We start from the raw sequence: 24,465 nt of genomic DNA, 5'->3' as shown, positions 1-24,465 counted from the left end.
AGCACTAATCCATTGATAGGAGCTATGGATGTCCACCGCCCGCCTGCGCACCTTCCTCGCCGTGGCCCGCCACGCCAGCTTCAGCGCCGGGGCCAGGGCCATCGGCCTCAGCCAGCCGACCGCGACCACGCAGATCCAGGGCCTGGAGCGCGAGTTCAACGTCGAGCTGTTCCACCGCCGTGGCCGGCGCATCGAGCTGACCGCCGTGGGCCGCGCGCTGCTACCCATCGCCCAGCAGATGTCGATGCTCGAATCCGAGGCGACCAACCTGCTGCGCGATTCCGGCCAGCTCAACCGTGGGCAGCTGAAGGTCGGCGCGGTGGGTCCGTTCCATGTGATCGAGATGGTCGACCTGTACCGCCGCGATTACCCGCAGATCGACGTGTCGATCCGCATCGGCAACTCCGCCTCGGTGCTGGCCGACCTGGAAAACTACGTCACCGACGTCGGCGTGCTCGCCGGCCTGCATGACGATCCGGCGTTCGTCGCGCAGTTGTACGCACGCCATCCGGTGATCCTCTTCGCCCACATCGACCACCCGTTCGCGCGTAACGCCGAGGTACGCCTGCAAGCCCTGCAGGGCCAGCCGCTGCTGCGCCGCGAGCAGGGCTCCACTACCCGCGTGGCGCTGGAGCGCGAGCTGGACAAGGCCGACGTGACGCCGCGCATCGCCATGGAGATCGGCAGCCGCGAAGCCCTGCGCGAGGCGGCGATCCGTGGCATCGGCATTGGCGTGGTGTCCGAGGCGGAGTACATCGCCGACCCGCGCCTGAAGACCATCCGCATCAGTGGCGACCCGGTGTGTACCGAGACCTACCTGTACTACCTCGCCGAGCGCCGCAGCAGCCAGGTGATCGCCTCCTTCCTGCGCTCGCTCGCGCAATAGCACAGCTGCCGGCGCCGGCGTAAGGCTTGTCCTGCGGGGCGGGGCGCGGGTTATCCTACGGCCCCCGTCGTTGTCACGAGGCTGTCATGTCGTCCGCTTCCGCGCCTGCCCTGCAGCGAGCCGACCGAGACTCGCGCAACTCTGCCCAGGTGCTCAGCCTGTGCCTGCCCAGCGACGTGCTGCTGTACCTGCTGCTGCCGATGTACGCCGCCGATTTCGGCGTGACCCTGGTGGAAGCCGGCATCCTGCTGGCGGCCAACCGGCTGGTGCGCATCGTCGGCTATGGCTGGGTGGTGCGCTTCTACGGCCGCCACGGCGACCGCGCCGCGTGCAGCCTTGCGGCCTTCGCGGCGGCGGCCTGCGCGCTGGGCAACGCGACCCTTTCCGGCTTCGCCGCGCTGCTGGTGCTGCGCCTGGTCTGGGGCCTGTGCTTCGCCACGTTCAACCTCAGCACCCAGACCCTTGCCACCGCCGAGGCACAGGGCGCCGCGCGCCGCGCCGGGCGCTCGCGGGCGACCCTCTCCATCGGGCCGATGCTGTTCCTCCCGCTGGGCGCGGTGATGGCCCAGGCGCTGGGCCCGCGCAGCATCTTCTTCGTCCTCTGCGTCAGTGCCCTGTGCGGCCTCTGGCGCGCCCGTGCGCTGCCCGACAAGAGCCACGAAATCCCCGCCAACAGCGGCCGCCGCCTGCGCCTGCCGGACAGCATCGCCACCTGGTCCTTCATCGAGGGCGTGACCCTCGACGGCCTGTTCATCTTCGGCCTGTCGCTCTACGCGCAGACCCACCTGGGCGGTACCGGCGTGCTGGTGGCCGGCGTGCTGATGGCGGTGCGTTACCTCAGCGAGATGCTCTTCAGCCCCTTCGGCGGGCGTCTGGCCGACCGCTTCGGCGCGCTGCGCATGCTGGTCGTGCTGTCGCTGGCCACCTCGTTGGCGCTGCTGATGTTCGGCAGCTACTGGCTGTTCGTCGGTGCCTTCTTCGTGCTGGTGCTGCGCGCGTTGCAGCTGCCACTGGTGGTCACGCTGGTGGCGCAGCGCAACCCGCAGGCGCGCATCCAGGCGCTGGCGGGCAACGCGGTGTGGCGCGATATCGGCGCGGGGCTCGGGCCGATCCTGGCTGGTGTGCTGCTGCCGCAGGTGCCGGCGCTCTGGGCCTACGCGGGCGCGGCTGCGATACTGGCGCTCAGCGCGCTGGGCTGTGCCTGGCGACGTTGACTGAATCAGGATGGATTGGCACGGCAAGGAAGCAGGAAAGTGAAAGCATTATTCATCGGTCTGACCGGGATTCTGTCGCTCGCGCAGATGGCGCCGGCCCTCGCGGACAGCCTCAACGGCAAGAACCTCTTCACCCAGCGCTGCGCGGTCTGCCACGGCGCGGACATCAAGGCGACCGGGCCGCTGGCCCGCAAGAGCAATCCGCCCACGCCTGACCTCACGACGCCCGCGTTCAAGAAGCGCCTGAGCGATTATCCGGGCGTCATCGTGTCCTCGGTGGTGCTACGCCCCAACGGCAGCCTGATCCCCCGGACCCTGCGCGAGAACGGCGTGAAGCTACCGCCGCACGCCTGGAGCATCGATGACCTGCGCGATCTGAACCAGTACATGGTCGCGGTGATTTCAAAGAGTCGCTGAGGCTGCCCGTGGGGGCACGGAAATCCGCGCGCGATGTCGGCGCCGAATGCGCGGATTGTTCAAGCGCGGCTGACGGCGCTGCGGGAACACTGGCGGCTCTTCCTGCACTGGAGTTGCCCCATGCGACACCTCTACGCCCCCGCATTCTTCTTCGGCTTCATCGGCCTGGCCCTGTACCTGGTCGGTGAAGGCGTATCGCTGCTGTGCCTGCCGGCGCTGTTGCCGCTGGCGATCCTGCTGGCCTTTCTCGCCGAGCGATTCTGGCCCTATCGCGCAGGCTGGAACGAGAGTCGCGGCGACGGCGCCCGCGATCTCATCCACGCGCTGGTCAACGAGACGTTGAATGCGCTGGGCATTGCGGCGATTCCGTTGATGGCCCTGTGGCTGCCGCATTTCGGGCTGTGGCCAAGCGATTGGCCACTGGCGCTGCAACTGCTGGCGGCGCTGCTGATCGCCGACCTCGGTATCACCCTGGTGCACTACGCCAGCCACCGTTCGCCGCTGTTGTGGCGCCTGCATGCGGTGCACCACAGCGTCACGCGCATGTATGGCTTCAACGGGCTGATGAAGCATCCGCTGCATCAGATGCTGGAAGCCCTCGGCGGCACGCTGCCGCTGCTGTTACTGGGTATTCCCGTGGAGGTCGCGGCGCTGCTGGCGTTCGCCATCGCTATCCAGCTGCTGCTGCAGCACAGCAACGTGGACATGCGCATCGGCGCGCTGCGCCACCTGTTCGCCTGGGCGCCGCTGCATCGCCTGCACCACTTGAAATACGGCACGGCGGGGGACGTGAATTTCGCGCTGTTCTTCAGCTTCTGGGATCGCCTGCTGGGTACCGCGTTGCACCTGCCGGACTACGCGCTGGCGGAGGATGACCTGGGCATCGGCGATCGCCCCGACTACCCGGTGGCGTACTTCGATCAGCTGGCCGAGCCGTTCCGTCGCGTTGATGCCGCGCACCCGCCGGCACCGTTACCGGCGGAGCTGCAGCGTGCGGGAGTGGGTGTGCGCGGATAACCCGGTTCGCGAGCAAGCTCGCTCCTACCCGTTACTCCTGCGCTCGGATCGGCCCTCACCCTAACCCTCTCCCAAGGGGAGAGGGGACTGTGCGATGCAGGATGAAACTACAGTGTCAGCCGGCACGATCTGCTCCCTCTCCCTTTGGGAGAGGGCTGGGGTGAGGGGAAAACGCAAACACTGATCTATCCGGGGAAGGGCAATTGGTCCTGCCAATCCGCACAGGCGGTCGGGCCTAGCTGAGCAAGCGCAGCTTCAGCTGACGCAATGTCAGATCAGCCCGTATCCCGAACTGACTCCGCACACTCCGCGAGAAATGCGCAGAATCGGCGAAGCCCGCTGCGATGGCGGCGCTGGTCAGGCTGTCGCCGACCATGGCCAGCCGCAGCGCCTGGCGCAGCCGTTGCCAGAGCACCAGGCGGCGCACCGACAGGCCCAGCGTGCCGCTGAACAGCCGCTCCAGCTGGCTCAACGAGAGCGAGGCTGCCTCGGCCAGCGCCTGGGCGGGCAGGGCGCCGTCGTCCAGTGCGCGGATGCGTTGCAGGGCTTTCTCCAGACGCGGGTCGAGCTGTCGGCGTGGCAGCTCGCGCAGGCCTGATGCGAGCCCTTGCAGGTCCGGTCCGACCTGCCGGCAAAGCCGCTCGAGATCGGCCAGCTCGAACGCCAGCGGCTCGGCGAACAGGGTGACGGCGCGCTGGTCGCTGTCGAGGATCGCATGGCGCTGGTTGGAGGCGATCACCAGCAGCGCAGCCTGTTGCGGCTGCTCGTCGATCAGCGCGTTCACCTCGCCCTCGCGGGCCATCAGCAACTGGTGCGCATAGTGGGCGTGGGGGCGCGCGTGGCCGGTGGTGCCGGCAATCAGGCAGAAGTCCGCACCCAGCCAGAGCTCGCCCTGCCAGGCCTGCTCAGTCGTCTGCATGACGTGCCAGCCACTCTTCCCGCGTCAGCTCCCAGGTTTCCCGTGGCAGTACGCCGCTGACGAAATGACCTTCGTCGCGGCCCACCAGGCGCATGCCCTCGCGTTCGGAGATGCGCCGCGAACCTTGGTTGGGGACGGCCTTGGGCACCTGCAGCAGCGGCCGGCCCAGGGTCTGGAACCAGAAGCGGCTGACTGCCTCGCAGGCTTCGCTCATGTAGCCGTGCCCTTGCCAGGCGGGTGCCAGCCAGAAGCCGCGGTGATTGCCCGGCTGATCGAACAGCGAGATGTTGCCGATGGCTTCGTCCGGCTCGCCAGCGAGGCGGATCATCCAGTGCCATTCCTCGCCACGGGCCATGGCCGGCAGCACCACGTCGCGCACGTAGACCAGCGCGCCGTCGTCCGGATAAGGCCAGGGCACGCGGCGGTCCAGGTAGCGCACCACTTCCCAGTGCGGGAACAGGCGCTGGATGTCCTCGGCGTCGGCCAGCTCGATGGGCGTGAGCAGCAGGCGCGCAGTGCGCAGGGTTGGGCAGTCCATGGCGGGTTCCTTGATGCTTCAGCGACAGTCTGCCGTTCCTCTGGGTAGCTGGCCAGTGTGCTCGCAGTCCGTTGGGCAATGAGCTGGCGACCGGCCCCAGCCGACGCCTGGACTTCCCCCACACATCGCGGATAGCCGGGCAGCGCCGCCGGAACTTTCTACACTCCCATTCCGGCCGGCGTTCTGTGCGCCAGCCCCCGCTTGAAGAGAGGTTTCCATGGCCCGCATTGTCAGAATCCACCAATACGGTGACGCCAGCGTCCTGAAGCTGGAGGCGGTGGATGTGCCCGCCCCGGCGGCGGATGAGGTGCAGATCGCGGTCAAGGCCTTCGGCCTGAACCGCGCCGAAGTGATGTTCCGCAACCACGCCTACCTGCAGGAAGCCGAGTTCCCCAGCCGCCTGGGCTACGAGGCCGCCGGCGTGGTGAGCGCGCTGGGCAGTTCAGTGAAGGACGTTGCGGTGGGCGATGCGGTGAGCCTGATCCCGCCGCTGGATATCGCCCGCTGGGGCACTTACGGCGAAGTGGCCAACGTGCCGGCGCACCTGGTGGTGAAGCACCCGCAGAACCTCAGCTTCGAACAGGCCGCCGCGTCCTGGATGCAGTACGTCACTGCCTGGGGCGCGCTGGTGGAGCAGGCGAAGCTGTCCCGGGGCGAGTTCGTGCTGGTCACCGCGGCGTCCAGCAGCGTCGGCCTCGCGGCCTTCCAGATCGCCCGCATGGTCGGCGCCACCTCGATTGCCGTGACCCGCACCCAGGCGAAGAGGCAGGCATTGCTGGAAGCTGGCGCCGATCACGTGATCGTCAGCGATGATGAAGACATCGTCGAGAAAGTGATAGCGCTGACCGCCGGGCAGGGCGCCCGCGTGGTGTTCGACCCCATCGGCGGCCCCGGCTTCGAGGTGCTGACCCAGGCCATGGCGCGGGGCGGCATCCTCCTCGAGTACGGCGCACTGAGCCCGGAACCGACGCCTTTCCCGCTGTTCACCGTGCTGGGCAGGAGCCTGACGCTGAAGGGCTACCTCTACGCCGAGATCGTTGCCGACCCGGCGGCGCTGGCGCGCGCCAAGGCGTTCATCGTCAAGGGGCTGGAGTCCGGTGCGCTGAGCCCGGTCATTGCCCGCACTTTCTCGTTGGATGAAATCCAGGACGCGCACCGCTTCCTCGAAGCCAACCAGCAGGTGGGCAAGATCGTCGTCACGGTCTGAGGCGTTCAGTCCGACGGCAGTGCCTGGACGGCGCGCTCGACGGCCAGCAGTGCGCCTTCCATGTAGCCGGCCTGCTCGCCACCGGCTTCGCTGCCGATCAGGCGCAGGCGTTGCTGTGCATGGCCGTCCAATAGGCCGGTCAGGTCCTGCAGACCGTGCCAGCGTGGCGGAATCTGGTCGTCCTCGGTGGCAGTCAGTGGCTCCTGCGCCCAGTCCTGCAGGCTTTCGTCGATGGGGTGCGCGGCCGCTTCACCAAACAGTCGGACCAGTTGCGCGCGGCAGGCAGCCATAAGTGCCGGGGCGTCCATCGCCCGGCGCTGTGCGGCGCTCAGCCCAAGGAAACCGAACAGTGCGGCGCCACCCGCGTGGCCGGCGTCATGCACCTCCGCGAGTGGGCCGATGCCGCTGAAGGCGTCGCCGGACAGCCCCGACTCACGCCAGAACGGCCGCGCATAGCGAGCCACGTACTTGGCGTGGGAGGCCATCCAGGTCGGTACTTCGACAAGCTTTTCCACCACGTCGGTTGGCAGCGCCGGGGTGAAGCGCAGGCGAGCCGCCAGGCGCGGCGGAATGGCAAGCCAGACGGCGCGGAAGCCAATCCGCATGGGGCCAGAGCCGGCAAGGCTCAGGCACGCGCCGTCGTTCTCAAGCGCGATCCGTTGCAGTTCGCTCTGCAGGAAAACCCGTTGCGCGGGCAAGCGCTCAGCCAGCGCCTGAACCATGCGTCCGCTGCCGCCTTCAATGCGCAACGAGAGGTTCCCGGAGGTGTAGCCCGGTCGGCGTTGCACCTGGGTACCCCAGCGCTCGATCAGCGCATCGCCGTCTTCATATTGCGCAAACGTTTCCAACCCCAGCTCGCTTGCAAGAGCTTGCAGGCGCGGCTGGCAGTCCGGCCAGAACCAGGTCGGGCCAAGGTCGAGGCCGCCAGCCGGCGTCGACAGGATGCGCCCGCCAAGGCGCGGGCGTGCCTCGAACAACTCCCAGTCGATACCCAGCCGTTGCAGGCGATAGGCCGCGTACAGGCCGGCCAGCCCGCCACCGACGATGGCGATCTTGTGCGAGGACATCAGGGCTCTCCGCTTCATGACGATGGATAACCGGGCGCCTGGCGGCGCCCGGTGCATTTTCAGGGCTTGTCGAACGCTGCCACAGCGTCGAACACCCGCGCCGTGTAGGTCAGCGCTGCGCCGGCGTTGAGGGCGATGGCCACGCCCAGCGCCTCGGCGATCTCCTCGCGGCTGGCGCCGTGCTTGAGGGCCGCCTGCACGTGAGTGGCGATGCAGCCGTCGCAGCGGGTGGTGATGGCCACCGACAGGGCGATCAGCTCGTGGATCTTGGGTTCCAGATGCGTGGCCGGCAGGTTGCCGAGGGTGTTCAGGCCGCGCATGGCAGCCGGGGCGAGGCCGGCGAACTCCCCGACGCGCTCGATCAGGCTGGTGAAGTACTCGTTCCAGTTCATCATTTTCTGTTCTCCTTTCATTGACGTCCGGCGGTCACACCGCCATCCACCGGCAGCACGGTGCCGGTAATCCACGACGCTTCATCGGAGGCGAGGAACAGGATCGCCGCCGCCACGTCACCCGGCTGGCCGTTGCGGCCCAGCGGATGGAAGGCGTTGAAGGTCGGCAACACCTGTTTGACCTGCTCGGCGTCCATGAAGGTGCCGTAGACGGGGGTCTCCACCACGGCCGGGGCCACGGTGTTGATGCGGATGTTCGAGCCGGCCAGTTCGATGGCCAGGTTGCGGGTCAGCGCGTGCACTCCGGCGTTGGCGGCGGAGTAGGCCGCCGACGGCGTGGCGCCAATAGCCTGGATGGCCCACAGCGAGCCGGTCTGCACGATGGCGCCGCCGCCGCGTTGCAGCATGGCCTTGGCCGCTGCCTGGGCCATGAAGAACTTGCCCTTGAGGATGGTATCGAGGAAGGCGTCGTACTCCTGCGGGCTGACTTCCAGGAACGGCTTGGGCGTAAAGATGCCGGCGTTGTTGATGAGGATGTCGACGCCGCCGAATTCGCGCTGCGCCAGGTCGACCAGGGCCTGGGCGGTGGCCGGGTCGGCAATGCTGCCGGCGAGCGTGCGCACACGCTGGCCGCTGGGATCGATCTCGCGGGCCGCATCGCTCAGCTTGGCGCCGTCGCGGCCGCCGATGACGACGTTGGCGCCGGCCTCGACCAGTCGCCGCGCGACTTCCTTGCCGATGCCCGAACCGCCGCCGGTGATGATGGCAACCTTGTTAGAAAAACTATTCATGGTGGGAGTCCTCGTTGTGTCTGGGAGGAAAGCTGCTGTTGATCGCCGGAGTCTGCCTGGGGATGCCGTATCTGCTATCTTTCAGGCTTCAAGTGGCTCCGGCCTGGTGCGCATTGTCGAACCGGGCTGGGGCGGCAACAACGCAGAAGTTCTTCGCTGGCGGAATAGAAAAACTATCCATGACCACACCGGCCTACCTGAATGCACTGCGCGCCTTCGATGCAGCGGCGCGGCACCATAGCTTTTCCGCTGCGGCGGCCGAGCTGAACGTCACCCCGGCCGCGGTCGGCCAGCAGGTACGCAATCTCGAGTCGTGGCTGGGCATTGCCTTGTTCGCCCGCGCCAGCAGCGGCAGTGCGCGGTTGGTGCTGACCGATGCGGCACGTGCGGCGCTGCCGGATATTCGCGAAGGCTTCGAGCGGTTGACGGTGGGCCTGGCGCGGCTGAAGGACGCCGGCGTGCATGCCGGGCTGACCATCACCGTCAGTCCGGCATTTGCCGCCAAGTGGCTGTTGCCGCGCATTGAGCGCTTCCAGCAGGCCTATCCGGACCTGGACGTGCTGCTGGACACCAATGCCCGTTCGGTGGATTTCCAGGCCGAACGGGTCGATATCGGCGTGCGCTACGGCGGCGGCCGATGGCCGGGGCTGACGGCGGTGCGGCTGATGGACGAGGTGATGTTCCCGGTGTGTTCGCCGGACTTCGCACAGCTCAAGGGCGGCACGCTCTCCAACGAGGCGCTGGAGGGCAGCACGTTGATCCATGACCTGTCGATGGCCAATGAACCGGACTACCCGACCTGGCGCATGTGGCTGGATGCTTCGGGCTATTCGCAGATCAAGGCGAACCATGGCCTGCGTATCAACAATTCGGCGGCGGTACTGCAGGCGGCGATGGAGGGGCAGGGCCTGGCGCTGGCGCGCAGTGTGATGGTGCGTGATGACCTGGCGGCCGGGCGTCTGATCCGCCCCTTCGCCGACAAGGGCCTGGATTGCCCGCTGACCCAGGCCTACTACGTGGTCTATCGCCCGGAGTGTGGCGAGTTGCCGAAGGTGCGGGCATTTCGCGACTGGGTACTCGGTGAGGCAGGGGCATTGGCGTCAGAAGCCCAGGTCGGGTGACGCATCCTTGATCCACAGGCGGGTGCCCCGTGTGCCTGCCACGCCGCTCAGGTCCATTCCCGGCGGCAGGCGCAGCCAGCTCAGGGGATGCAGCCGCAGGTCCCTGAGCGTCATCCAGCCTTGCAGGACCAGTACTTCCAGCCCGCGCGGATTGGCTTGTCGCCATTGGCCGCCGGGTTCGATGGCCTGCAGCCAGACCCGCTCATCGTCACTTTTGAACAGCGGTTGGCCATTGCCTGGCAGCGTCGGCACGACGACCTGTTCGCGGTCATGGTCGGGGAATTGCCGCAGGCGGACGAAGATCACGCAGCCCTCGGTCGTGCCCGGCGAGTGCCGGCTGCCGGGCGGGTTGCGCACATAGGTGCCGGCCGGGTAGCGGCCGTGCTCGTCCTCGAAGGTCCCTTGCAGCACGAGAAACTCCTCACCGCCGGGATGGCCGTGGCCAGGGAAGCGGCTGCCCGGTGCGTAGCGCACCAGACTGGTGGCACGGGCACGCTCGCCACCCACGCGATAGAGCGGCAGCCGCTCCACTCCGGGTTGCGGGGAGGCGATCCAGGGCAGGGCGGCGCCGTGGCGGACCGCCCGTTGCGACAGGTCGTCGTGGAGGCGCTCGGGAATCACAGCTCGGCCCTGCCGCCATCGACGAGGATTTCCGCGCCGAGCATGTAACTGGAGGCATCGCTGGCGAGGAACAGCACCGCGGCAGCGATTTCCTCGGGGCGCCCCATGCGTCCGATTGGCGCCTGGCGGCCGACACGCTCGGCGTATGCGCGGAAGTCCTCCTCGGTCTGACCGGGACTGCGGTGGATCGGTGTTTCGATAGCGCCGGGGCTGACCGCGTTGACCCGGATGCGCCGCTCCAGCAATTCCGCCGACAGCGTGCGGGCGAGCGAGCGCACCGCTGCCTTGGATGCCGACAGCAGGGCGCGGCCGGGTGCGCCCACCTGGTTGAGCCAGGAGGTATTGAGGATGATCGAGCCGCCGTTGCGCAGGATCGGCTCCACGGCTTGCACGGAGAAGAACAGGCCCTTCACGTTGATGTCCATCAGGCCGTCGTACTGCTCTTCGGTGGTGCTTGCCAACGGCGTCCCATAGGCGACGCCGGCGTTGGCGAAGAGGATGTCCAGGCCGCCGAAGGCGTTCCGGACTTCGCTGGCCATCTCCTGCAGCTGTTCGCGCGAACGCACGTCGCAGGCCAGGGTGAGCAGGTCGGCACCGAGTTCCTTGCGAGCGGCGGCCAGCCTTGCGGTATCGCGCCCGATGATGGCGACGCGGGCGCCGTTATCGAGGAACAGACGGGCGGTGGCCAGGCCGATGCCGGAACTGCCTCCGGTAATCAGGGCTGTCTTGCCGGTGAGCATGGAAGTCTCCTGTCGAGTGGGAATCCGGAGAGGGCTCCGGGACAGGGCCATGATCGACAGGTGCGGGCAGGGTCGCGACCGATTAAATCTTTGCGCCAGGCATAGAAAAGCTTTGTCGCTCGGATCAGGGCGAGCTGTTCGGCCCGGACTGCCACGGCGCGCCGTCGGCGAACTGCGCCTCGATCCAGGCCTTGAACGCTTCACTGGTGGCCGAGCTGTAGCGCGCCGAAGGGCGCACGAAGTAGATGCCGGCAGAGGCGTCCAGTTGCCAGCCCGGCAGCACCCGCACCAGGCGGCCGGCATCGAGGTCGTGCTTCATCAGCCATTCGCCGCCGGCGAGGATGCCCACGCCCAGGCGCGCCGCCGAGAGCAGGGCCTCGTTGTCGTTGCTGTGCAGGTTGCCGCTGACGCGAACGGTCTGCTGTCGGGTGCCGTTGGCCAGCTTCCAGTCCGGCCAGGAGTGCAGGCCTGTGAAACCCAGGCAATTGTGGGTGGCCAGCTCAGCCGGCGCTTGCGGGGTGCCGTGGCGCTCCAGGTAGTCGGGTGCTGCGCAGAGGATGCGCCGCAGGTCGCAGAGTCGGCGGGCCAGCAGGCGGCTGTCGGCCAGCTCGCCGATGCGGATGGCGGCGTCGAAGCCTTCGGCGACGATGTCGACGAAGCGCTCGGAGTACTCCACTTCCAGCCTCACCTGCGGGTGCTCGAGGACGAAGCGCGAGAGGATCGGGCTCAGCCACAGCCGGCCCATGGCGGCCGGCACGGCGAGTTTCAGGCGGCCCTGGACCTGCGCCGCGCTGCGGGTGGCCTGGTCCTGGGCTTCGGCGATCAGGCTGGCGGCCTGGCGCAGGCGTTCCACCAGGCGCTGGCCTTCGTCGGTGAAGCGCAGTTGCCGGGTAGTGCGTTCCACCAGCCGTACGCCCAGGCGCTGCTCCAGCGCGCCGAGGCGCTTCGACAGCACCGAGGGGTGGCGCTGCAGGGCGCGGCCGGCGGCGGCGAAGGAGCCGTGCTCGGCCAGCGCCAGGAGGGTGGCGAGTTCGTCGGCCTGGCGACTATCGAACAGATCCATAGGGCTCCCAATTCGGCGAATCCACCCGGGCGACTGCTCGCGGTGGTGGTCATGGCGTGAGTACGAGGGCCCCTTCGGAGCGGCCTTCGTGCAGGTCGGCGTGGGCCCGGGCGACTTCCGCCAGCGGGTAACGACGCCACACGCGAGGCTGGATGATACCGTCCGCGACGGCTTGCAGGACGTCCTTCGCGCGCTGCTGGTATTCCTCGGCCGAGGCGGTGTGCGCGGCGAGCGAGGGTCGGGTGAGGAACAACGAGCCCTTGGCGTTCAGCGTGGCGACTTCAACCGCTGGCGGCGCGCCGGAGGCCATGCCGAAGCTCACCAGCAGGCCGCGCGGGCGCAGGCAGTCCAGCGAGGCTTCGAAAGTGGCGCGGCCGATGGGGTCGTAGACCACGTCGACCTTGTGCCCGCCCGTGATCTCGCGGACCTGATCGGCCAGCGTCGCGGCATCGAACACCAGCACTTCATTGCAGCCGGCGGCACGGGCGCGTTCGACGCTCTGCGGCTTCGACACCACACCAATGACGAAGGCGCCCAGGTGCCTGGCCCAGGGCACCATCAGTTGCCCCAGCGCGCCGGCGGCGCCATAGATCAGGACGCGGGAACCGGGGCCGACCGGCCAGGTGGACTTGAGCAGGTATTGCGCGGTGATGCCCTTGAACAGCACGGCGGCGGCGTCTTCGAAGCTGACGGCATCCGGCAGTTTCACCAGGCGCTCCGCCGGGTACAGGCGGGCGCTGGCATAGGCGCCGAGCGGCCCGGTAGCGTAGGCGACGCGGTCGCCGACCTGCACGCTGGTCACGCCTTCGCCGAGGGCGGCCACGGTACCTGCGCCTTCCAGGCCGAGCGAGGAGGGCAGCGGCACCTTCACCGCGCCGGAGCGCTGGCTGAGGTCCAGCGGGTTGACGCCGATGGCGGCCTGTTCCAGCCACACTTCACCGGGGCCGGGTTGTTGCGCCGGGGGCTGTTCGACACGGAGGACTTCCGGGCCGCCGAAGGCCTGCAGTGATACGCGGGTGAGCATGGTTTTCCCCTGACTGGTGATGGTGCCCGCCAGTCTAGGGGTGTGGCCGTAATGCACCAGACGGCGCTGATGCAGGACATAGCTGCACGCTGTGCAGTAATCCGCCGGGCCGCTCAGGCCGTGGCGTGCTGGGCGAAGGCCAGGTGGTAGCCATTGCAGTCGCGCACGCCGAATTCCCGCGAGCCGTAGGGCATGTCCTGCAGCGGCCAGGCGATCTGCGCGCGGTCCTTCACGGCAGCGAAGTAGCGCGCGACGTCGGCGAGTTGCAGGTAGACCGTGCCCGAGCATCCCACTTCGCGGCCCCACAGATCCTGGGCGGTGAACAGCAGGCGGCAGTCCTCCAGTTGCGCGGTGAGCGTGCCCTCGGCGGAATCGGTCACGGTGAAACCGAGCGTGTCGCGGTAATGCTCGCGGGTGAGGTCGAGGTCTTGGCAGCGCAGCAGCAGGGTCAGCGACATGGGAGCTCCGGAGGTGGGCGCGGAGCCGCGATCATGGCACAGGGGTCAGCGCAGAATCACGCGCAGCAGCGAAACCAGCGCCGCGCCGAACACAGGCGAAAGCCAGATGCCGAAGGTCTGCAGGACGAATTGCCGGGCGTACGTCAGCAGCTCCATGTCCGGAGACGGGACACCGAGGCTGTGCCGGCAATAACCCAGGACGGCGACGATGAAGCAGGTGCCTGCCAGCACGCCAATCGCTCGCCACACCAGCCCTCGTTCGCTGGCATAGGACAGCAGGGCGCCACAGAGCGCGCCGCTGAGCGCCACCAGAATCTCGAAGGTGAATTCGGGTTCGGCAAACCATCTGTTGCCGTTCAGCCCGATGATATTGCCGATCTGCCAGCCGGCGAGGCTGCCCACCAGCAACGCCATGGCGAGCCACGGGAAATAGCGCATTACCGTATTGTTCTGCATCGGGGAGGCCCCCTGAAGATCTTCGATGATGGCAAAAGAGCAGTATAGCGGGCGCCCCGGCGTTAGCCGGTTCAGCGACGGATGGCGAAAGCCCTCACTTGCGCAGGATGTAGACCCGCACGCCATCCACGCCGGGGATGACGTTGTAGTGGCGTATCTGCGAGAAGCCCAGGCGCTGGAACTCGCGCTCCAGGGAGCGGGCGCTGGCGAAGTCCGGGCCGCCGGGATGGGGATCCGGGCCGCAGGGGCAGGCCTGGTCCACCGCGACGGCAGGGCTGGAGTGATCGACGCGGGCGAACAGGATCACGCTGTCGCGGGTCACGGGAATCCACTGGTTCAGCAGCCGGATGTTCTGCCGGTTGCAGGCGCTTTGCGGGATTTCCGGGAGTAGCAGGCAATCGACCGAACCCTTGCGCAGTTCGGCGTTTTCCTGCGGGGCGGGCAGGTCCCTGATCCGCCGCTTCATCGCTTCGGGCAGCCGCTGGTGGGCTGCGGTCAGCGAGTCGCTGGACGGGCAGGTCGCCACGATGATCCGGTTGCTGTGCTCCAGCAGTACCGGCCAGGCGGCGCCCGGCGACTGCGAGACCTCCAGCACCAGGATCGGCTCTTCCGCCACGCGCAGGGCCAGGCGCAGCAGGCGCTTGTGCCGCCACTGGCGAATCCGCAGGCAAAGACCGCTGCCCAGCGAACTGCCGGCATGGGCATCGCGGCTTTGATGGGGGGCGGAAGCGAACAGGCGTTGAGGGTCGTTCATCGGCGCGGACTCGTCAGTTACCGTCATTGTCGAGTTGCGCGATCAAGGACTCGTCAAGGGCTTGTGAAAAAGTCGTGGAGCAGGACATTTCCTGCGCCTGTCCCGAGCCGTAAGCGTGATCTGTTCCGGATCATGGGCAATTCACAAAACACCCAGCTTAATTTGACGATTTCTTTTCCTTTCACCTTGTAGTGTCCCCCCGGCTGCCGGCCCCGGCACTGACTTGCGCTGCGCCGTGGCGCGCAGAATGCACTACTACAAGGGACACCCCATGCAACTTATCCGCTCGGCCCCGACGCGCTTCCTGGCGCTGGTCGCCTTGCTCTGGCTGATCGTCTTTTTCCTGACCCGCCTGGTCCTTCTGGTGAGCCATTTGCCCGAGGTGGGCGCCGGCCATGTCGGGGTCTTCGTCATCGGCCTGCTCTATGACCTGAGCTTCCTGGTCTATGCCCTGTTGCCGATGGGCGTGGTCCTGTTGCTGATGCCCGCGCGGGTCTGGGGCAGCGCCACCTGGCGCTGGTTGCTGACGACCACCCTGTTCGTCAGCGTCTACGTGATGCTTTTCACCGCGGTGGCCGAATGGCTGTTCTGGGACGAGTTCGGCGTGCGCTTCAACTTCATCGCGGTCGACTACCTGGTGTATTCGGACGAGGTGCTCAACAACATCCTCGAGTCCTACCCCATCGGCCTGCTGCTGAGCATCCTCGCGGCCATTTCGCTGGTCGTGACGCTTGCGCTGTTCAAGGTCGTCGGCCGCCTGCGCGACGCCGAGGTGGCGTCCCTGCCGCGCCGTCTGCTGGGCTGCGTTGGTCTGGTGGTGCTGGCGCTGGTGGCCGGCCTGCTGGTGGATCAGGATTCCCCGCGCGGCCAGGGCGGCAACACCTACGCCCGCGAACTCGCGAGCAACGGGCCGTATCAGTTCTTCGCCGCCTTCCGTAACAACGAGCTGGACTACCCGCAGTTCTACGCCACCCTGCCGGCGCAGCAGGTGACCCAGGAGATACGCGCCGAACTGGCCGAGCCCAACGCCCGCTTTACCGGCAATGATCCGATGGACATCCGCCGCACTATCGCCAGCGCAGGCGCGCCCAAGCGCTACAACATCGTCCTGGTGACCATCGAGAGCCTGAGCGCCAAGTATCTGGGCAGCAATGGCGATGGCCGCAACCTCACGCCCAACCTCGACGAGCTGCGCCGCAACAGCCTCTACTTCAACAACTTCTACGCCACCGGCACCCGCACCGACCGCGGCCTGGAGGCCATCACCCTGTCGATCCCGCCGACGCCGGGCCGCTCCATCGTCAAGCGCGTGGGCCGCGAAAGCGGCTTCGCCAGCCTCGGCCAGCAACTGAAGAACGTCGGCTACGATGCCGTGTTCCTGTATGGCGGCCGTGGCTACTTCGACAACATGAACGCCTTCTTCGGCGGCAACGGCTACCGCATCGTCGACCAGTCCAGCGTCCAGGAGTCGGACATCCACTTCAAGAACGCCTGGGGCATGAGCGACGAAGACCTCTACGCCCAGGCCATCAAGCTGGCGGACGAGGATCACGCGCGCCAGCAGCCGTTCCTGCTGCAGCTGATGACCACCTCCAACCACCGCCCCTACACCTACCCGGACGGCCGCATCGACATTCCCTCCGGCGAGGGCCGCGAGGGTGCGGTGAAGTACACCGACTACGCCATCGGCCAGTTCCTCAAGGCGGCGAAGGGCAAGCCCTGGTTCGACAACACCCTGTTCGTGTTCGTCGCCGACCACACCGCAGGCAGCGCCGGCAAGGAAGACCTGCCGGTGGCGAACTACCAGATCCCGCTGTTCATCTATGCGCCCAAGCTGCTGCCGACCGGTGAGCGCGGCGAGCTGGCGAGCCAGCTGGACCTGGCGCCGAGCCTGCTGTCGATCCTCAACCTGAGCTACACCTCGACCTTCTACGGGCGCGACCTGATGGTGCCGAACGCGCTGCCTCAGCGCGTGGTGATCGGCAACTACCAGCACCTGGGCCTGTTCGACGGCCAGGACCTGGCGATCCTCAGCCCCCGCGGCGAACTGCGCCGGCACAACCAGGCGCTGGGCGCGAGCACCGAAGTGCCGGCGAAGGCCGACGACCTGCTGGTGGATCGGGCGATCAGCTACTACCAGTCGGCGAGCTACGGCTTCACACACCACCTGCTGGACTGGAAACCGGTGGCGGGGCAATAAGCCCCGAGCTGGCAGGTATCGCGCCATGCGATACCTGCCAGTGCGAAATACGCCGCTTGCCGGCGCGGCGCTTGGGTATAAGTCGCCCATGCGCTACCGACGTCTGGACCTCAACCTGCTGGTCGCCCTGGATGTGCTGCTCGAAGAGGGCAGCGTCAGCCGGGCGGCGCAGCGTCTCAATCTCGGCCAGTCGGCGACCAGCGCCGCGCTGGGCCGCCTGCGCGAGCATTTCCAGGACCCGCTGCTGGTGCCCCAGGGCCGAGGCCTGGAGCTGACCGCGCTGGCGCGCCAGCTGGCGCCGAAGGTGCGCGAGGTGCTGAGCCTGGCCGGGGAGGTGGTGGAGACATCCACTGCCTTCGACCCTGCACGCTGTGATCGGCGGTTCACCCTGGTGGCTTCGGACTATGTGGCGGCGACCCTGCTGCCGGCGGTCAGCCGTGAACTGGCGCGTCAGGCCCCCGCTGCCTCGCTGGTGCTGCGTGACCTGCCGCTGCCGCGCGACGGTGATGTGGTGGCCGAGGCGCTGGAGTACCGGCGCAGCGACCTGGTGATAGTCCCGCAGCGGCGGATCAACCCGCGTTACCCCCACGAGGCGCTGCTCAGCGATGAGCTGTGCTGCATCGTCTGCGCGGCCCATCCTGCACACGAAGAATCGCTGAACCTCGCTGCTTACTGCGCGGCCGGACATGTGGTGCGGGAGTTCACCGATGGCCAGAACCTGTCGCTGGATACCCAGCACCTGCGCGAAATCGGTATCGAGCGGCGGGTCGCGGTGGCGGTGCAGAGCTTTGCCCTGATGGCCGAGTTCGTCGTCGGCACGCCGCGAATCGCCACGCTGTTCCGCCGCCAGGCCGAGTCACTGGCGCGGCGTTACCCGCTGCGCGTGTTGCCGGCGCCCATGGAGTTCCCGGCGGCGGCGCAGGTGCTGCAGTGGCACCCGCAGCAGGCTTTCGACCCTGCACTGGCTTGGCTCCGCCAGGTGCTGGCGGAGCAGGCCGCGCTGCTCGATCAGGATTGAGTATCGCCCGTCTCGCCGTGCAGCCCGAATTCCGCAATGGCCAGCAGGGCGCAGCGTTCGTCGTTGTCCGAGGTATCGCCGCTGACGCCGATGGCACCCAGCAGCCGGCCTTCGTCATCGCGCAGGAGAATGCCGCCGGCCACCGGGATCACCTCGCCGCCGGTGAGGCTGTTGATCGCATCGAAGAACGCCGGCATGGCCTGGGCGCGGCGCGCCAGTTCGCGGCCGCCGAAGCCCATGCCCAGGCAGCCGCGCGCCTTGCCGGTGGCGATCTGCGGGCGGAGGAAGCTGGCCTGCTCGTCGCGCAGCACGGCCAGCGGGTGACCGGCCGCATCCAGCACGGCGGCGGCCAGCGGACGCACGCCCTCGGCGCGGGCGTGACGCAGGGTGGCGGCGGCCAGGTGCGCGGCCAGTTCGAAGTCGAGGTGGCTCATGCTCACTGGCTCCATTTACCCAATTGGGCGACGCGGTCGCGGGTGTAGAGGTCGGTCCACTTCAGCGAGTTGAAGTCCGACACCTGCTTGGGGTTGTAAGCGGTGCGTTGCAGGCGTACCGGCTCGCCGGCCTTGTACACGGCCTGCAGTCGGTTGCGGTCCTGAAGGATGCGGATGTCTTCCAGTGGCGAGCCGTCGAGGATCAGCAGGTCGGCCTGCTTGCCCGGCTCCAGGGTGCCGAGGGTTTCGCCGCGGGGCATCAGGCGCGAGCCGACATTGGTGGCGGCGTAGAGCGCCTCGGCGGGGGTAAAGTCCAGCCGGCGCACCAGCAGTTCCAGTTCGCGGGCGTGCCATTCGCCGTAGGGCGTCACGGCGAAGCCGCTGTCGCTGCCACAGGCGAAGGGAATGCCGGCGGCTTTGGCGCGCTTGAGCACCGGGGTGCCCAGTTCCAGTGTCCGTGCGCAGTAGCCGGCGTAGCCGGTGGCGATGGCCGGGTCGTGGGGCTGGCAGAAGTCCACGGTGTTCTGCGGGAAAGTCATGGTCGGTGCGAGCACGCTGCCGGCTTCGAGCAGCGCCTCGATGCAGGCGTCGTCCATGTAGAAAGCATGGAAGACCAGGTCGACGCCGGCCTTTGCCGCGTACATCACCGCTTCGCGGCCGTAGGCGTGGGTGGCCACGCGGCAGCCCAGGCGATGGGCTTCCTCGACCATCTCGCGGGTTTCGTCGGCGGTGAAGGCGGCGATGATCTCGCCATTGGGCCGGCGGTGCGTGCCGTCCATGGCGATCTTGATCAGGTCGACGCCGTCCTTGGCCTGCTTGCGGATTTCCGCGATGGCCTCGGTGCGGCTGGTGACCAGCGCGGCGGTGAAGTATTCCGGTGCGCCGACGCGGCTGGGGAACCAGTCGTTGAGACTCTGCCGGTTGGTGATCACGCGGCTGCTGGCGGCGATGCGCGGGCCTTCGAAGAGCCCGGCGTTGACCGTGTTGCGCACGGCGATGCTGAGCTGGCCGCTGTCGCCGGGGCAGACCATGGAGGTGACGCCGGCGGCGAGCACGTGCTGGGCGAAGAACAGCCCGCGCAGGGCGCGGAATTCGTCGCTGGTCCAGATATCGATGTCTTCCTCGCTCTGGGCGTTGCCGAAGGCCAGGTGGGTATGCACGTCCACCAGCCCCGGCATGACGAAGTCGCCGTGGACTTCGCGGTCCCCCGCTGCCGGGCGCGGCGCCCCGGCCGACGGCCCGACGTGGCGGATCACGCCGTTCTCGATGATCAGTGTCTGTCGCTGGCGTGTTTCCAGGCCGGTGCCATCGAACAGGGTGGAGCAGTGCAGGTGCAGGGCGCCCATGGTCGGACTCTCCTCGTCTTGTTGTTTGCCGGCAGGCTAGTGCGGGTGTGGCGGCCGGCACCATCAGATGCTGTCGATGGGCACCCATCGATGCCGTCGATACCTGGCGCAGGCTGCGTGGTTCTTGGGCTTCAGAGGAAGAAACGGTGCAGTCGGGCGGGTATCGGGAGTGGCGATGCCTGGCATGGCGATCGGCGATTTTTCCTCTTGTGCGGGGGAGGGGGAGGATTCGCCCGCCCATCAACCACCAAGGGAAAATCCCATGAAGGCTATTCGTGATCTGTTGCTGAACCTGGAAGCCGAACGCCAGCGCGCCCTGATCGAGGAGGATCACACGCGGCTGGACGAACTGTTTGCCGATGAGTTGCTGTACGTGCACACCACCGGGCTGGTGCAGGACAAGGCGCAGTACCTGGACTACGCCCGCCACGCTGTGCGCTACCTGGCAGTGGAGCGTGGCGAGCTGGCGGTTCGTCTGTTCGGCGATGGTCTGGCGCTGATGAGCGGCCCGCAGTGCAACCTGCTGCAGAAACGCGGCGGCGGCGAGCCGGTGCGTGCCGAGGGTTTTGCCACGCAGCTCTGGGTGAAGGGCGAGGAGGGCTGGCGCATCGCGTCGTTCCACGGTACCCGCGCGCCGGCCTGACCCGAACCTGTAGGAGCGGGCCATGCCCGCGATCGCGCCCATGGGCGCTCCTGCAGGCGAGTGAGCAGCAAGAAAACGGCGCCGATGGGCGCCGTGGAGGGCGGGGCCGACACCCCGCAGGAGCAGCGCCGGGTGACCGGCGCAAGGAAGGTCAGGCGGTGTGGCCGCCGAGGGTTTCGGCGATCCAGTCGGCGATGTAGTGGCCGGCGTTGATGCTGTTGTCGAAGCTCGAATGCTGTACGCCGCCTTCGCGCTCGGTGAAGATCTTCAGCTCGCGTTTCGGGCTGTTCACCAGCTGTTCGTAAGTGCGATGCGCCCACTTCAGCGGAATCTGCGAGTCCTTCTCGCCGTGGGTGACCAGGAAGGGCACGCGGATGCGCTCGAGCACGCCATCCAGGTGCACGTTCTCGGCAATCGCCATGAACTCGTCCATGTCCTTCGCGCCCCAGACCCACTGCACGTGCGCCCAGTAGTGCGGCACCGGGAAGTTGCCTTCCTTCTCCAGGCGGCGCTTCTGCACGTCGCGCCAGTCGTGGTTGGCGCCCCAGACCACGCCGCAGGCGAAGCGCGGCTCGAAGGCCACCGCGCGCGGGCAGTAGTAGCCGCCCAGGGAGACGCCCTCCAGGCCGATGCGTTTGGGGTCGACTTCGGGGTGGACCTCCAGCCAGTCCACCACGCGGCTGGCCCAGTGTTCGCTGTCGTAGCGCGCGGTCAGGCCATGCAGGCGCAGCGCCTCGCCGGTGCCGGGCTGGTCGATGATCAGCGAGGACACGCCGCGCTTGGCCAGCCAGGCCGGCAGGCCGACGCGGTATTTCATTTCCTTGGTCGAATCCAGGCCGTTGACTTGCACCAGCAGCGGCGCCGGGCCGTCTACGCCCTCGGCGCGCACCAGCAGGCCGGAGAGGTGCTTGCCCTCATAGGGGATTTCCACCCGCTCGCAGTTTTCCTTCGACAGGTCGATGCCGCGCGCGAAGGTTTCCAGGAAGCGCTGGTACAGCGCCTCGCGGCCGGCAGCGCCGTGGGCTTGCAGGCGTTCGCAGGTGAGGTAGTAGGTGGCGGCGCGGTTGTATTTCTCCCCGGCGGAGAGGCGGCGGCCGGCGGCCTCGTCTTCTTCGGCGAGGGCGCAGAGCTTGTCGGCCATCTTCGCCCAGGTCTCGCGGAAGGCCTGGGTGCCGGCGGCGTCGGGCTGCTTGGCGGCCTCCTGCAGCGGAGCGCACATTTCCTCGATCTCGCCCAGGCGGGCGCCCATCTCGATGGCCAGGTCCACCGAGAGATTCCAGACGTAATTGGTGGGGAAGTAACGGAACATTCTTCTTGTCCTTCTGCGGTCGTTGAGTCCGGCGCCCGGAAACAGCGGCAGGCACGCAGGGCGCGGTTCGAAGGCAAGGTACGCAGGCGGGAAGGGGCGGGGCCAATCGCGAGTGGGGATGCGAGGTATCGTGAAATGCGATGCCCCGGCGCCGTTGCGGTGGCCGGGGCGATAACTGACGTCAGGCGCTGGCGCGCAGGGCGTTCGGTTGCTGGTCGACACTCTGGATGAAGTCGCGGATGCGCTCGCGCAACCAGCGGTGCATGGGGTCGCCCTCCATGCTGCGGTGCCAGAGCATGAATTCGCGCATCACCGGGATCTTCACCGGCGGCGGCAGGATGCGCAGCGGCAGGTAGCGCGCATACAGCTCGGCCAGGCGACGGTGCATGGTCGCCACGCGCTGGGTGCCCACCAGCAGTTGCGGCAGGGTGTTGAAGTCGTTGGTGATCACTTCCAGGCGGCGGTTGAAGCCGTACTGGCTCATGAACCAGTCCTCGATGCTCAGGTGCCGGTTGCGCCCGAAGCCCACCGAGATGTGGCCCATCTGCATGTACTGCTCCAGCGTCAGGGCGTCGCCGACCTCGGGGTTGTCGCGCCAGACCACGCAGACGTGATCTTCCTCGAACAGCAGCTGCGCCGGATGGCCGTCGATGATGTAGCGCTCGGGCGCGATCATCAGGTCGAGCTCGCCGCGCATCAGCATCTCGGCGGTGTTGTCGCCGGGGCTGAGCATCTCGAAGGTGATGTGCGGCGCCTCCTGGTGGATCTTCTGGATGACCTGGGCGAACAGCACGCTGATCAGGTAGTCCGAGGTCACCAGGCGGAAGTGGCGCTTGCTGCTGGCGGGGTCGAATACCGGCTTGGAGGTGATCGAGGAACGGATGGTCAGCAGCACTTCCCGCACCGGCACAGCCAGCTCCAGGGCATAGGGCGTGGGCTGCATCTTGCGCCCGACCTGCACCAGCAGTTCGTCCTCGAAGAAGGTGCGCAAGCGTCCCAGCACGCCGCTGGTGGCCGACTGGGTCATGTGCAGGCGTTCGGCGGCACGGGTGATGTTCTGCTCTTCGAGCAGTACATCCAGCGCCACCAGCAGGTTCAGGTCCAGGTGGTGAAAACGCATGGCGATGGCTCACGGTTCTTGTAGTTATTTTCGCGATACCTTCGGGCCGCATTGCCGATACGTCAATAGCACTCTGCCTCCTCCGTGCGGCTAACGCCCTGCGTCATGGGCCGCCACGCAGGTATCGCGATTGCCGATGCCTCGCATCCCCACACGCGATTGGTCAGCCCGCCGGGCGAGCCATCAACCTGCGCTCCAGTCGAGCGGCCGACGAGCCGCGGCGACCCACCACCGGCGACCCCCTGCCCGGCGCCGAACATAATTTCAATGGAGTGGTAGCCATGAACATTCTTGGACTCGACGCGCTGGTATTCGGCGTCGACGATATCCAGGCCTGTGCCGATTGCCTGCGTGACTACGGCCTCACGGCCGCCCAACTGGATGCCGACGGCGGCCGTTTCGAGGCGCTGGACGGCACCGCGATCATCATCCGCCGTGGCGATGATCCGAGCCTGCCGCCGGCGCTCGGGCCAACCCCGTCGCTGCGCGAAACCCTCTACGGCGTGGCGTCCACCGCGGACCTGGAAGCCATCGCCGACGAACTGGGGCGTGACCGCGAGGTGCGCCGCGACGAGAACGGCGCGCTGCACAGCGTCGACGACCTGGGCTTCGCCATCGCCTTCCAGGTTTCCTGGCGCCGCACTTTCGAGGCACCGGCCGACCTGACCAATGCCCCCGGCAGCGCGCCGCAGCGCCCGCTCAACCAGCTGGGCATCACCCCGGACATGCCGGCGCTGCCGCGCTCGCTGTCCCACGTCGTCTACTTCGTGCCTGACGCGGCCAAGGGGGAGGCGTTCTATCGCGACCGCCTGGGCTTCGTCACCACCGACAGCTTCGTCGGCGTCGGGCCCTTCATGCGCACCGCCGGCATGGACGACCACCACTGCCTGTTCATGATCCAGACCCCGCCGCACATGCAGGGCTGCGAACACTTCACCTTCCATATGGGCAGTGGCACCGAAGTGCTGCTGGCCGGCACGCGCTTCCAGCAGAAGGGCTGGACCAGCTTCTGGGGTCCCGGCCGCCACCTGCTGGGTTCCAACTGGTTCTGGTACTTCAACAGCCCGCTGGGTTGCCACATCGAGTACGACGCCGACATGGACAAGCACGACGACGCCTGGGCCGCACGCCAGGCGCCGATGTCGGCGGACAACTCGCAGCTGTTCCTCTTCACCTCGCGGGAGAAATGGGCGCCCAGCGGCCCGCCGCCCAAGCAGGGCTGAGCCGTGGATTGCGTGGCGCTGTGCCGGCTCGATGAGCTGGGCGAGGGGCAGTCGCGCGGATTCGACCCGCAGGGCAGGGGAGCGGACAGCCTGTTCGCCCTGCGTCACCAGGGTCAGGTGCGCGTGTACCGCAACCTCTGCCCGCACCTGTCGGTGCCGCTGGAGTACCGCAAGGACCGCTTTCTCAGCGCCGATGGCCAGTGGGTCATCTGCTACGCCCACGGCGCGCGCTTCCGCCCGCAGGACGGCGCCTGCGTGCACGGCCCCTGTCGTGGGGAAGTGCTGCCGGCGCTGCAACACCGCGAGGCCGACGGCTGGCTGCTATTGCCGCTGGCGCAACTGGACGCCTGAGGTATCGCGCCGCGCGATAGGTCGCATCCACGGACGCGATTAGTCAAAGCCCGGCCCCGCCGGGAAGCTGTGCCCCGGGCACGCAGAACGGCCGCCGCGCAGAACGTGGCGGACAACAAGAACAAGACGTGAGAGA

The 24,465-nt window shown here is 67.7% G+C and carries 27 protein-coding genes; 11 read left to right on the top strand and 16 right to left on the bottom strand.

Going from position 1 to position 24,465, the window contains the following annotated elements; translation table 11 throughout:
- The first annotated feature begins 28 nt into the window (after nucleotides 1-28).
- The 4 genes from ABKS89_RS19160 (at nucleotide 29) to ABKS89_RS19145 (ending at nucleotide 3,534) form a co-directional block, all read left to right on the top strand.
- Nucleotides 29-886 (top strand): LysR substrate-binding domain-containing protein, encoded by an 858-nt coding sequence (locus ABKS89_RS19160; RefSeq protein WP_138214693.1) that lies wholly within the window; start codon nucleotides 29-31, stop codon nucleotides 884-886.
- An 86-nt stretch (nucleotides 887-972) separates the two neighbouring features.
- Entirely contained in the window at nucleotides 973-2,100 is a 1,128-nt protein-coding gene (locus ABKS89_RS19155) for an MFS transporter (protein ID WP_138214692.1), read from the top strand.
- 87 nt (nucleotides 2,101-2,187) lie between these two features.
- A complete protein-coding gene (locus ABKS89_RS19150; protein WP_138214893.1) occupies nucleotides 2,188-2,517 on the top strand; it encodes a c-type cytochrome in 330 nt (109 codons plus the stop codon).
- A 120-nt stretch (nucleotides 2,518-2,637) separates the two neighbouring features.
- Nucleotides 2,638-3,534 carry a sterol desaturase family protein gene (locus ABKS89_RS19145; protein WP_138214691.1) on the top strand — a complete coding sequence of 299 codons (897 nt, stop codon included), beginning with the start codon at nucleotides 2,638-2,640 and terminating at the stop codon, nucleotides 3,532-3,534.
- Nucleotides 3,535-3,769: 235 nt separating this feature from the next.
- Here ABKS89_RS19145 and ABKS89_RS19140 read toward each other — a convergent pair whose 3' ends face one another.
- A complete protein-coding gene (locus tag ABKS89_RS19140; RefSeq protein ID WP_348586628.1) occupies nucleotides 3,770-4,453 on the bottom strand; it encodes a helix-turn-helix domain-containing protein in 684 nt (227 codons plus the stop codon).
- Entirely contained in the window at nucleotides 4,440-4,991 is a 552-nt protein-coding gene (locus ABKS89_RS19135; RefSeq protein ID WP_348586627.1) for a GNAT family N-acetyltransferase, read from the bottom strand. The genes ABKS89_RS19140 and ABKS89_RS19135 overlap by 14 nt, the downstream gene beginning before the upstream one ends.
- A gap of 217 nt (nucleotides 4,992-5,208) precedes the next feature.
- Here ABKS89_RS19135 and ABKS89_RS19130 point away from each other — a divergent pair, with 217 nt between their 5' ends.
- The gene (locus ABKS89_RS19130) at nucleotides 5,209-6,198 is read left to right on the top strand and encodes a zinc-dependent alcohol dehydrogenase family protein (protein ID WP_348586625.1); all 990 of its coding nucleotides are present in this window, start codon (nucleotides 5,209-5,211) and stop codon (nucleotides 6,196-6,198) included.
- 5 nt (nucleotides 6,199-6,203) lie between these two features.
- On the opposite strand, the gene ABKS89_RS19125 is transcribed toward ABKS89_RS19130, so the two are convergent.
- Genes ABKS89_RS19125 through ABKS89_RS19115 form a run of 3 tightly spaced genes read right to left on the bottom strand, consistent with a single transcriptional unit; the run spans nucleotide 6,204 to nucleotide 8,448 of the window.
- Nucleotides 6,204-7,265 (bottom strand): flavin monoamine oxidase family protein, encoded by a 1,062-nt coding sequence (locus tag ABKS89_RS19125; RefSeq protein ID WP_348586624.1) that lies wholly within the window; start codon nucleotides 7,263-7,265, stop codon nucleotides 6,204-6,206.
- A 59-nt stretch (nucleotides 7,266-7,324) separates the two neighbouring features.
- On the bottom strand, nucleotides 7,325-7,660 hold the full coding sequence (locus tag ABKS89_RS19120) for a carboxymuconolactone decarboxylase family protein (RefSeq protein WP_348586622.1): 336 nt from the start codon (nucleotides 7,658-7,660) through the stop codon (nucleotides 7,325-7,327).
- Nucleotides 7,661-7,674: 14 nt separating this feature from the next.
- On the bottom strand, nucleotides 7,675-8,448 hold the full coding sequence (locus tag ABKS89_RS19115; protein ID WP_348586620.1) for an SDR family NAD(P)-dependent oxidoreductase: 774 nt from the start codon (nucleotides 8,446-8,448) through the stop codon (nucleotides 7,675-7,677).
- Nucleotides 8,449-8,627: 179 nt separating this feature from the next.
- Here ABKS89_RS19115 and gcvA point away from each other — a divergent pair, with 179 nt between their 5' ends.
- Entirely contained in the window at nucleotides 8,628-9,569 is a 942-nt protein-coding gene (gene gcvA / locus ABKS89_RS19110) for a transcriptional regulator GcvA (protein ID WP_348586619.1), read from the top strand.
- Here the strand turns inward: gcvA and ABKS89_RS19105 are convergent.
- From ABKS89_RS19105 to ABKS89_RS19075, 7 genes are all read right to left on the bottom strand, one after another.
- Nucleotides 9,549-10,190: a cupin domain-containing protein gene (locus ABKS89_RS19105; protein WP_348586618.1), complete on the bottom strand. Its 642-nt coding sequence runs from the start codon at nucleotides 10,188-10,190 to the stop codon at nucleotides 9,549-9,551. The genes gcvA and ABKS89_RS19105 overlap by 21 nt on opposite strands.
- Nucleotides 10,187-10,930, bottom strand: a complete 744-nt coding sequence (locus ABKS89_RS19100) for an SDR family oxidoreductase (protein WP_348586616.1) — start codon at nucleotides 10,928-10,930, stop codon at nucleotides 10,187-10,189. The genes ABKS89_RS19105 and ABKS89_RS19100 overlap by 4 nt, the downstream gene beginning before the upstream one ends.
- Before the next feature lie 124 nt (nucleotides 10,931-11,054).
- Nucleotides 11,055-11,993: a LysR family transcriptional regulator gene (locus ABKS89_RS19095; protein WP_348586615.1), complete on the bottom strand. Its 939-nt coding sequence runs from the start codon at nucleotides 11,991-11,993 to the stop codon at nucleotides 11,055-11,057.
- A 49-nt stretch (nucleotides 11,994-12,042) separates the two neighbouring features.
- Nucleotides 12,043-13,017 carry a quinone oxidoreductase family protein gene (locus ABKS89_RS19090; RefSeq protein WP_348586613.1) on the bottom strand — a complete coding sequence of 325 codons (975 nt, stop codon included), beginning with the start codon at nucleotides 13,015-13,017 and terminating at the stop codon, nucleotides 12,043-12,045.
- A gap of 113 nt (nucleotides 13,018-13,130) precedes the next feature.
- On the bottom strand, nucleotides 13,131-13,475 hold the full coding sequence (locus ABKS89_RS19085; protein WP_138214679.1) for a VOC family protein: 345 nt from the start codon (nucleotides 13,473-13,475) through the stop codon (nucleotides 13,131-13,133).
- A gap of 45 nt (nucleotides 13,476-13,520) precedes the next feature.
- A complete protein-coding gene (locus ABKS89_RS19080) occupies nucleotides 13,521-13,931 on the bottom strand; it encodes a hypothetical protein (RefSeq protein ID WP_138214678.1) in 411 nt (136 codons plus the stop codon).
- A 94-nt stretch (nucleotides 13,932-14,025) separates the two neighbouring features.
- Nucleotides 14,026-14,685 carry a hypothetical protein gene (locus ABKS89_RS19075; protein WP_348586611.1) on the bottom strand — a complete coding sequence of 220 codons (660 nt, stop codon included), beginning with the start codon at nucleotides 14,683-14,685 and terminating at the stop codon, nucleotides 14,026-14,028.
- A 271-nt stretch (nucleotides 14,686-14,956) separates the two neighbouring features.
- Between ABKS89_RS19075 and ABKS89_RS19070 the strand changes: the two genes are divergently transcribed.
- Entirely contained in the window at nucleotides 14,957-16,885 is a 1,929-nt protein-coding gene (locus tag ABKS89_RS19070; protein WP_348586610.1) for an LTA synthase family protein, read from the top strand.
- Nucleotides 16,886-16,973: 88 nt separating this feature from the next.
- The gene (locus tag ABKS89_RS19065) at nucleotides 16,974-17,903 is read left to right on the top strand and encodes a LysR family transcriptional regulator (protein ID WP_348586609.1); all 930 of its coding nucleotides are present in this window, start codon (nucleotides 16,974-16,976) and stop codon (nucleotides 17,901-17,903) included.
- Here the strand turns inward: ABKS89_RS19065 and ABKS89_RS19060 are convergent.
- Both ABKS89_RS19060 and ABKS89_RS19055 read right to left on the bottom strand, forming a co-directional pair.
- On the bottom strand, nucleotides 17,894-18,337 hold the full coding sequence (locus ABKS89_RS19060; RefSeq protein ID WP_138214673.1) for a GlcG/HbpS family heme-binding protein: 444 nt from the start codon (nucleotides 18,335-18,337) through the stop codon (nucleotides 17,894-17,896). The genes ABKS89_RS19065 and ABKS89_RS19060 overlap by 10 nt on opposite strands.
- Before the next feature lie 2 nt (nucleotides 18,338-18,339).
- Nucleotides 18,340-19,683 (bottom strand): metal-dependent hydrolase family protein, encoded by a 1,344-nt coding sequence (locus ABKS89_RS19055; protein ID WP_348586607.1) that lies wholly within the window; start codon nucleotides 19,681-19,683, stop codon nucleotides 18,340-18,342.
- Nucleotides 19,684-19,945: 262 nt separating this feature from the next.
- Between ABKS89_RS19055 and ABKS89_RS19050 the strand changes: the two genes are divergently transcribed.
- Nucleotides 19,946-20,326, top strand: coding sequence for a nuclear transport factor 2 family protein (locus ABKS89_RS19050; protein ID WP_138214671.1), 381 nt, complete (start codon nucleotides 19,946-19,948; stop codon nucleotides 20,324-20,326).
- Between the two features lie 151 nt (nucleotides 20,327-20,477).
- Here ABKS89_RS19050 and ABKS89_RS19045 read toward each other — a convergent pair whose 3' ends face one another.
- Together ABKS89_RS19045 and ABKS89_RS19040 are read right to left on the bottom strand one after the other, a co-directional pair.
- Nucleotides 20,478-21,635, bottom strand: coding sequence for an alpha/beta hydrolase family protein (locus tag ABKS89_RS19045; protein ID WP_192211047.1), 1,158 nt, complete (start codon nucleotides 21,633-21,635; stop codon nucleotides 20,478-20,480).
- A 181-nt stretch (nucleotides 21,636-21,816) separates the two neighbouring features.
- On the bottom strand, nucleotides 21,817-22,755 hold the full coding sequence (locus tag ABKS89_RS19040) for a LysR family transcriptional regulator (RefSeq protein WP_138214669.1): 939 nt from the start codon (nucleotides 22,753-22,755) through the stop codon (nucleotides 21,817-21,819).
- A 281-nt stretch (nucleotides 22,756-23,036) separates the two neighbouring features.
- On the opposite strand from ABKS89_RS19040, the gene ABKS89_RS19035 reads away from it, so the two are divergent.
- Nucleotides 23,037-23,978 (top strand): VOC family protein, encoded by a 942-nt coding sequence (locus ABKS89_RS19035; protein WP_348586605.1) that lies wholly within the window; start codon nucleotides 23,037-23,039, stop codon nucleotides 23,976-23,978.
- A 3-nt stretch (nucleotides 23,979-23,981) separates the two neighbouring features.
- Nucleotides 23,982-24,329 carry a Rieske (2Fe-2S) protein gene (locus ABKS89_RS19030; protein ID WP_348586604.1) on the top strand — a complete coding sequence of 116 codons (348 nt, stop codon included), beginning with the start codon at nucleotides 23,982-23,984 and terminating at the stop codon, nucleotides 24,327-24,329.
- The last annotated feature ends 136 nt before the right edge of the window (nucleotides 24,330-24,465 follow it).

The organism is Pseudomonas sp. LABIM340 (genome assembly GCF_040017195.2).
Classification (GTDB): Bacteria; Pseudomonadota; Gammaproteobacteria; order Pseudomonadales; family Pseudomonadaceae; genus Pseudomonas.
Note: the sequence above shows the minus strand (reverse complement) of the source record. Positions and strands in the feature narration are given on the sequence as shown.

Bases quoted from the DNA above. Each gene is read 5' to 3' on its own strand.
- ABKS89_RS19135 (WP_348586627.1), bottom strand. From the start codon at position 4,991: ATGGACTGCCCAACCCTGCGCACTGCGCGCCTGCTGCTCACGCCCATC.
- ABKS89_RS19080 (WP_138214678.1), bottom strand. From the start codon at position 13,931: ATGCAGAACAATACGGTAATGCGCTATTTCCCGTGGCTCGCCATGGCG.
- ABKS89_RS19150 (WP_138214893.1), top strand. From the start codon at position 2,188: ATGGCGCCGGCCCTCGCGGACAGCCTCAACGGCAAGAACCTCTTCACC.
- ABKS89_RS19060 (WP_138214673.1), bottom strand. From the start codon at position 18,337: ATGAGCCACCTCGACTTCGAACTGGCCGCGCACCTGGCCGCCGCCACC.
- ABKS89_RS19035 (WP_348586605.1), top strand. From the start codon at position 23,037: ATGAACATTCTTGGACTCGACGCGCTGGTATTCGGCGTCGACGATATC.
- ABKS89_RS19050 (WP_138214671.1), top strand. From the start codon at position 19,946: ATGAAGGCTATTCGTGATCTGTTGCTGAACCTGGAAGCCGAACGCCAG.
- ABKS89_RS19115 (WP_348586620.1), bottom strand. From the start codon at position 8,448: ATGAATAGTTTTTCTAACAAGGTTGCCATCATCACCGGCGGCGGTTCG.
- ABKS89_RS19095 (WP_348586615.1), bottom strand. From the start codon at position 11,993: ATGGATCTGTTCGATAGTCGCCAGGCCGACGAACTCGCCACCCTCCTG.
- ABKS89_RS19075 (WP_348586611.1), bottom strand. From the start codon at position 14,685: ATGAACGACCCTCAACGCCTGTTCGCTTCCGCCCCCCATCAAAGCCGC.
- ABKS89_RS19085 (WP_138214679.1), bottom strand. From the start codon at position 13,475: ATGTCGCTGACCCTGCTGCTGCGCTGCCAAGACCTCGACCTCACCCGC.
- ABKS89_RS19155 (WP_138214692.1), top strand. From the start codon at position 973: ATGTCGTCCGCTTCCGCGCCTGCCCTGCAGCGAGCCGACCGAGACTCG.
- ABKS89_RS19065 (WP_348586609.1), top strand. From the start codon at position 16,974: ATGCGCTACCGACGTCTGGACCTCAACCTGCTGGTCGCCCTGGATGTG.
- ABKS89_RS19055 (WP_348586607.1), bottom strand. From the start codon at position 19,683: ATGGGCGCCCTGCACCTGCACTGCTCCACCCTGTTCGATGGCACCGGC.
- ABKS89_RS19120 (WP_348586622.1), bottom strand. From the start codon at position 7,660: ATGATGAACTGGAACGAGTACTTCACCAGCCTGATCGAGCGCGTCGGG.
- gcvA (WP_348586619.1), top strand. From the start codon at position 8,628: ATGACCACACCGGCCTACCTGAATGCACTGCGCGCCTTCGATGCAGCG.
- ABKS89_RS19040 (WP_138214669.1), bottom strand. From the start codon at position 22,755: ATGCGTTTTCACCACCTGGACCTGAACCTGCTGGTGGCGCTGGATGTA.
- ABKS89_RS19100 (WP_348586616.1), bottom strand. From the start codon at position 10,930: ATGCTCACCGGCAAGACAGCCCTGATTACCGGAGGCAGTTCCGGCATC.
- ABKS89_RS19160 (WP_138214693.1), top strand. From the start codon at position 29: ATGTCCACCGCCCGCCTGCGCACCTTCCTCGCCGTGGCCCGCCACGCC.
- ABKS89_RS19090 (WP_348586613.1), bottom strand. From the start codon at position 13,017: ATGCTCACCCGCGTATCACTGCAGGCCTTCGGCGGCCCGGAAGTCCTC.
- ABKS89_RS19070 (WP_348586610.1), top strand. From the start codon at position 14,957: ATGCAACTTATCCGCTCGGCCCCGACGCGCTTCCTGGCGCTGGTCGCC.
- ABKS89_RS19145 (WP_138214691.1), top strand. From the start codon at position 2,638: ATGCGACACCTCTACGCCCCCGCATTCTTCTTCGGCTTCATCGGCCTG.
- ABKS89_RS19140 (WP_348586628.1), bottom strand. From the start codon at position 4,453: ATGCAGACGACTGAGCAGGCCTGGCAGGGCGAGCTCTGGCTGGGTGCG.
- ABKS89_RS19130 (WP_348586625.1), top strand. From the start codon at position 5,209: ATGGCCCGCATTGTCAGAATCCACCAATACGGTGACGCCAGCGTCCTG.
- ABKS89_RS19045 (WP_192211047.1), bottom strand. From the start codon at position 21,635: ATGTTCCGTTACTTCCCCACCAATTACGTCTGGAATCTCTCGGTGGAC.
- ABKS89_RS19125 (WP_348586624.1), bottom strand. From the start codon at position 7,265: ATGTCCTCGCACAAGATCGCCATCGTCGGTGGCGGGCTGGCCGGCCTG.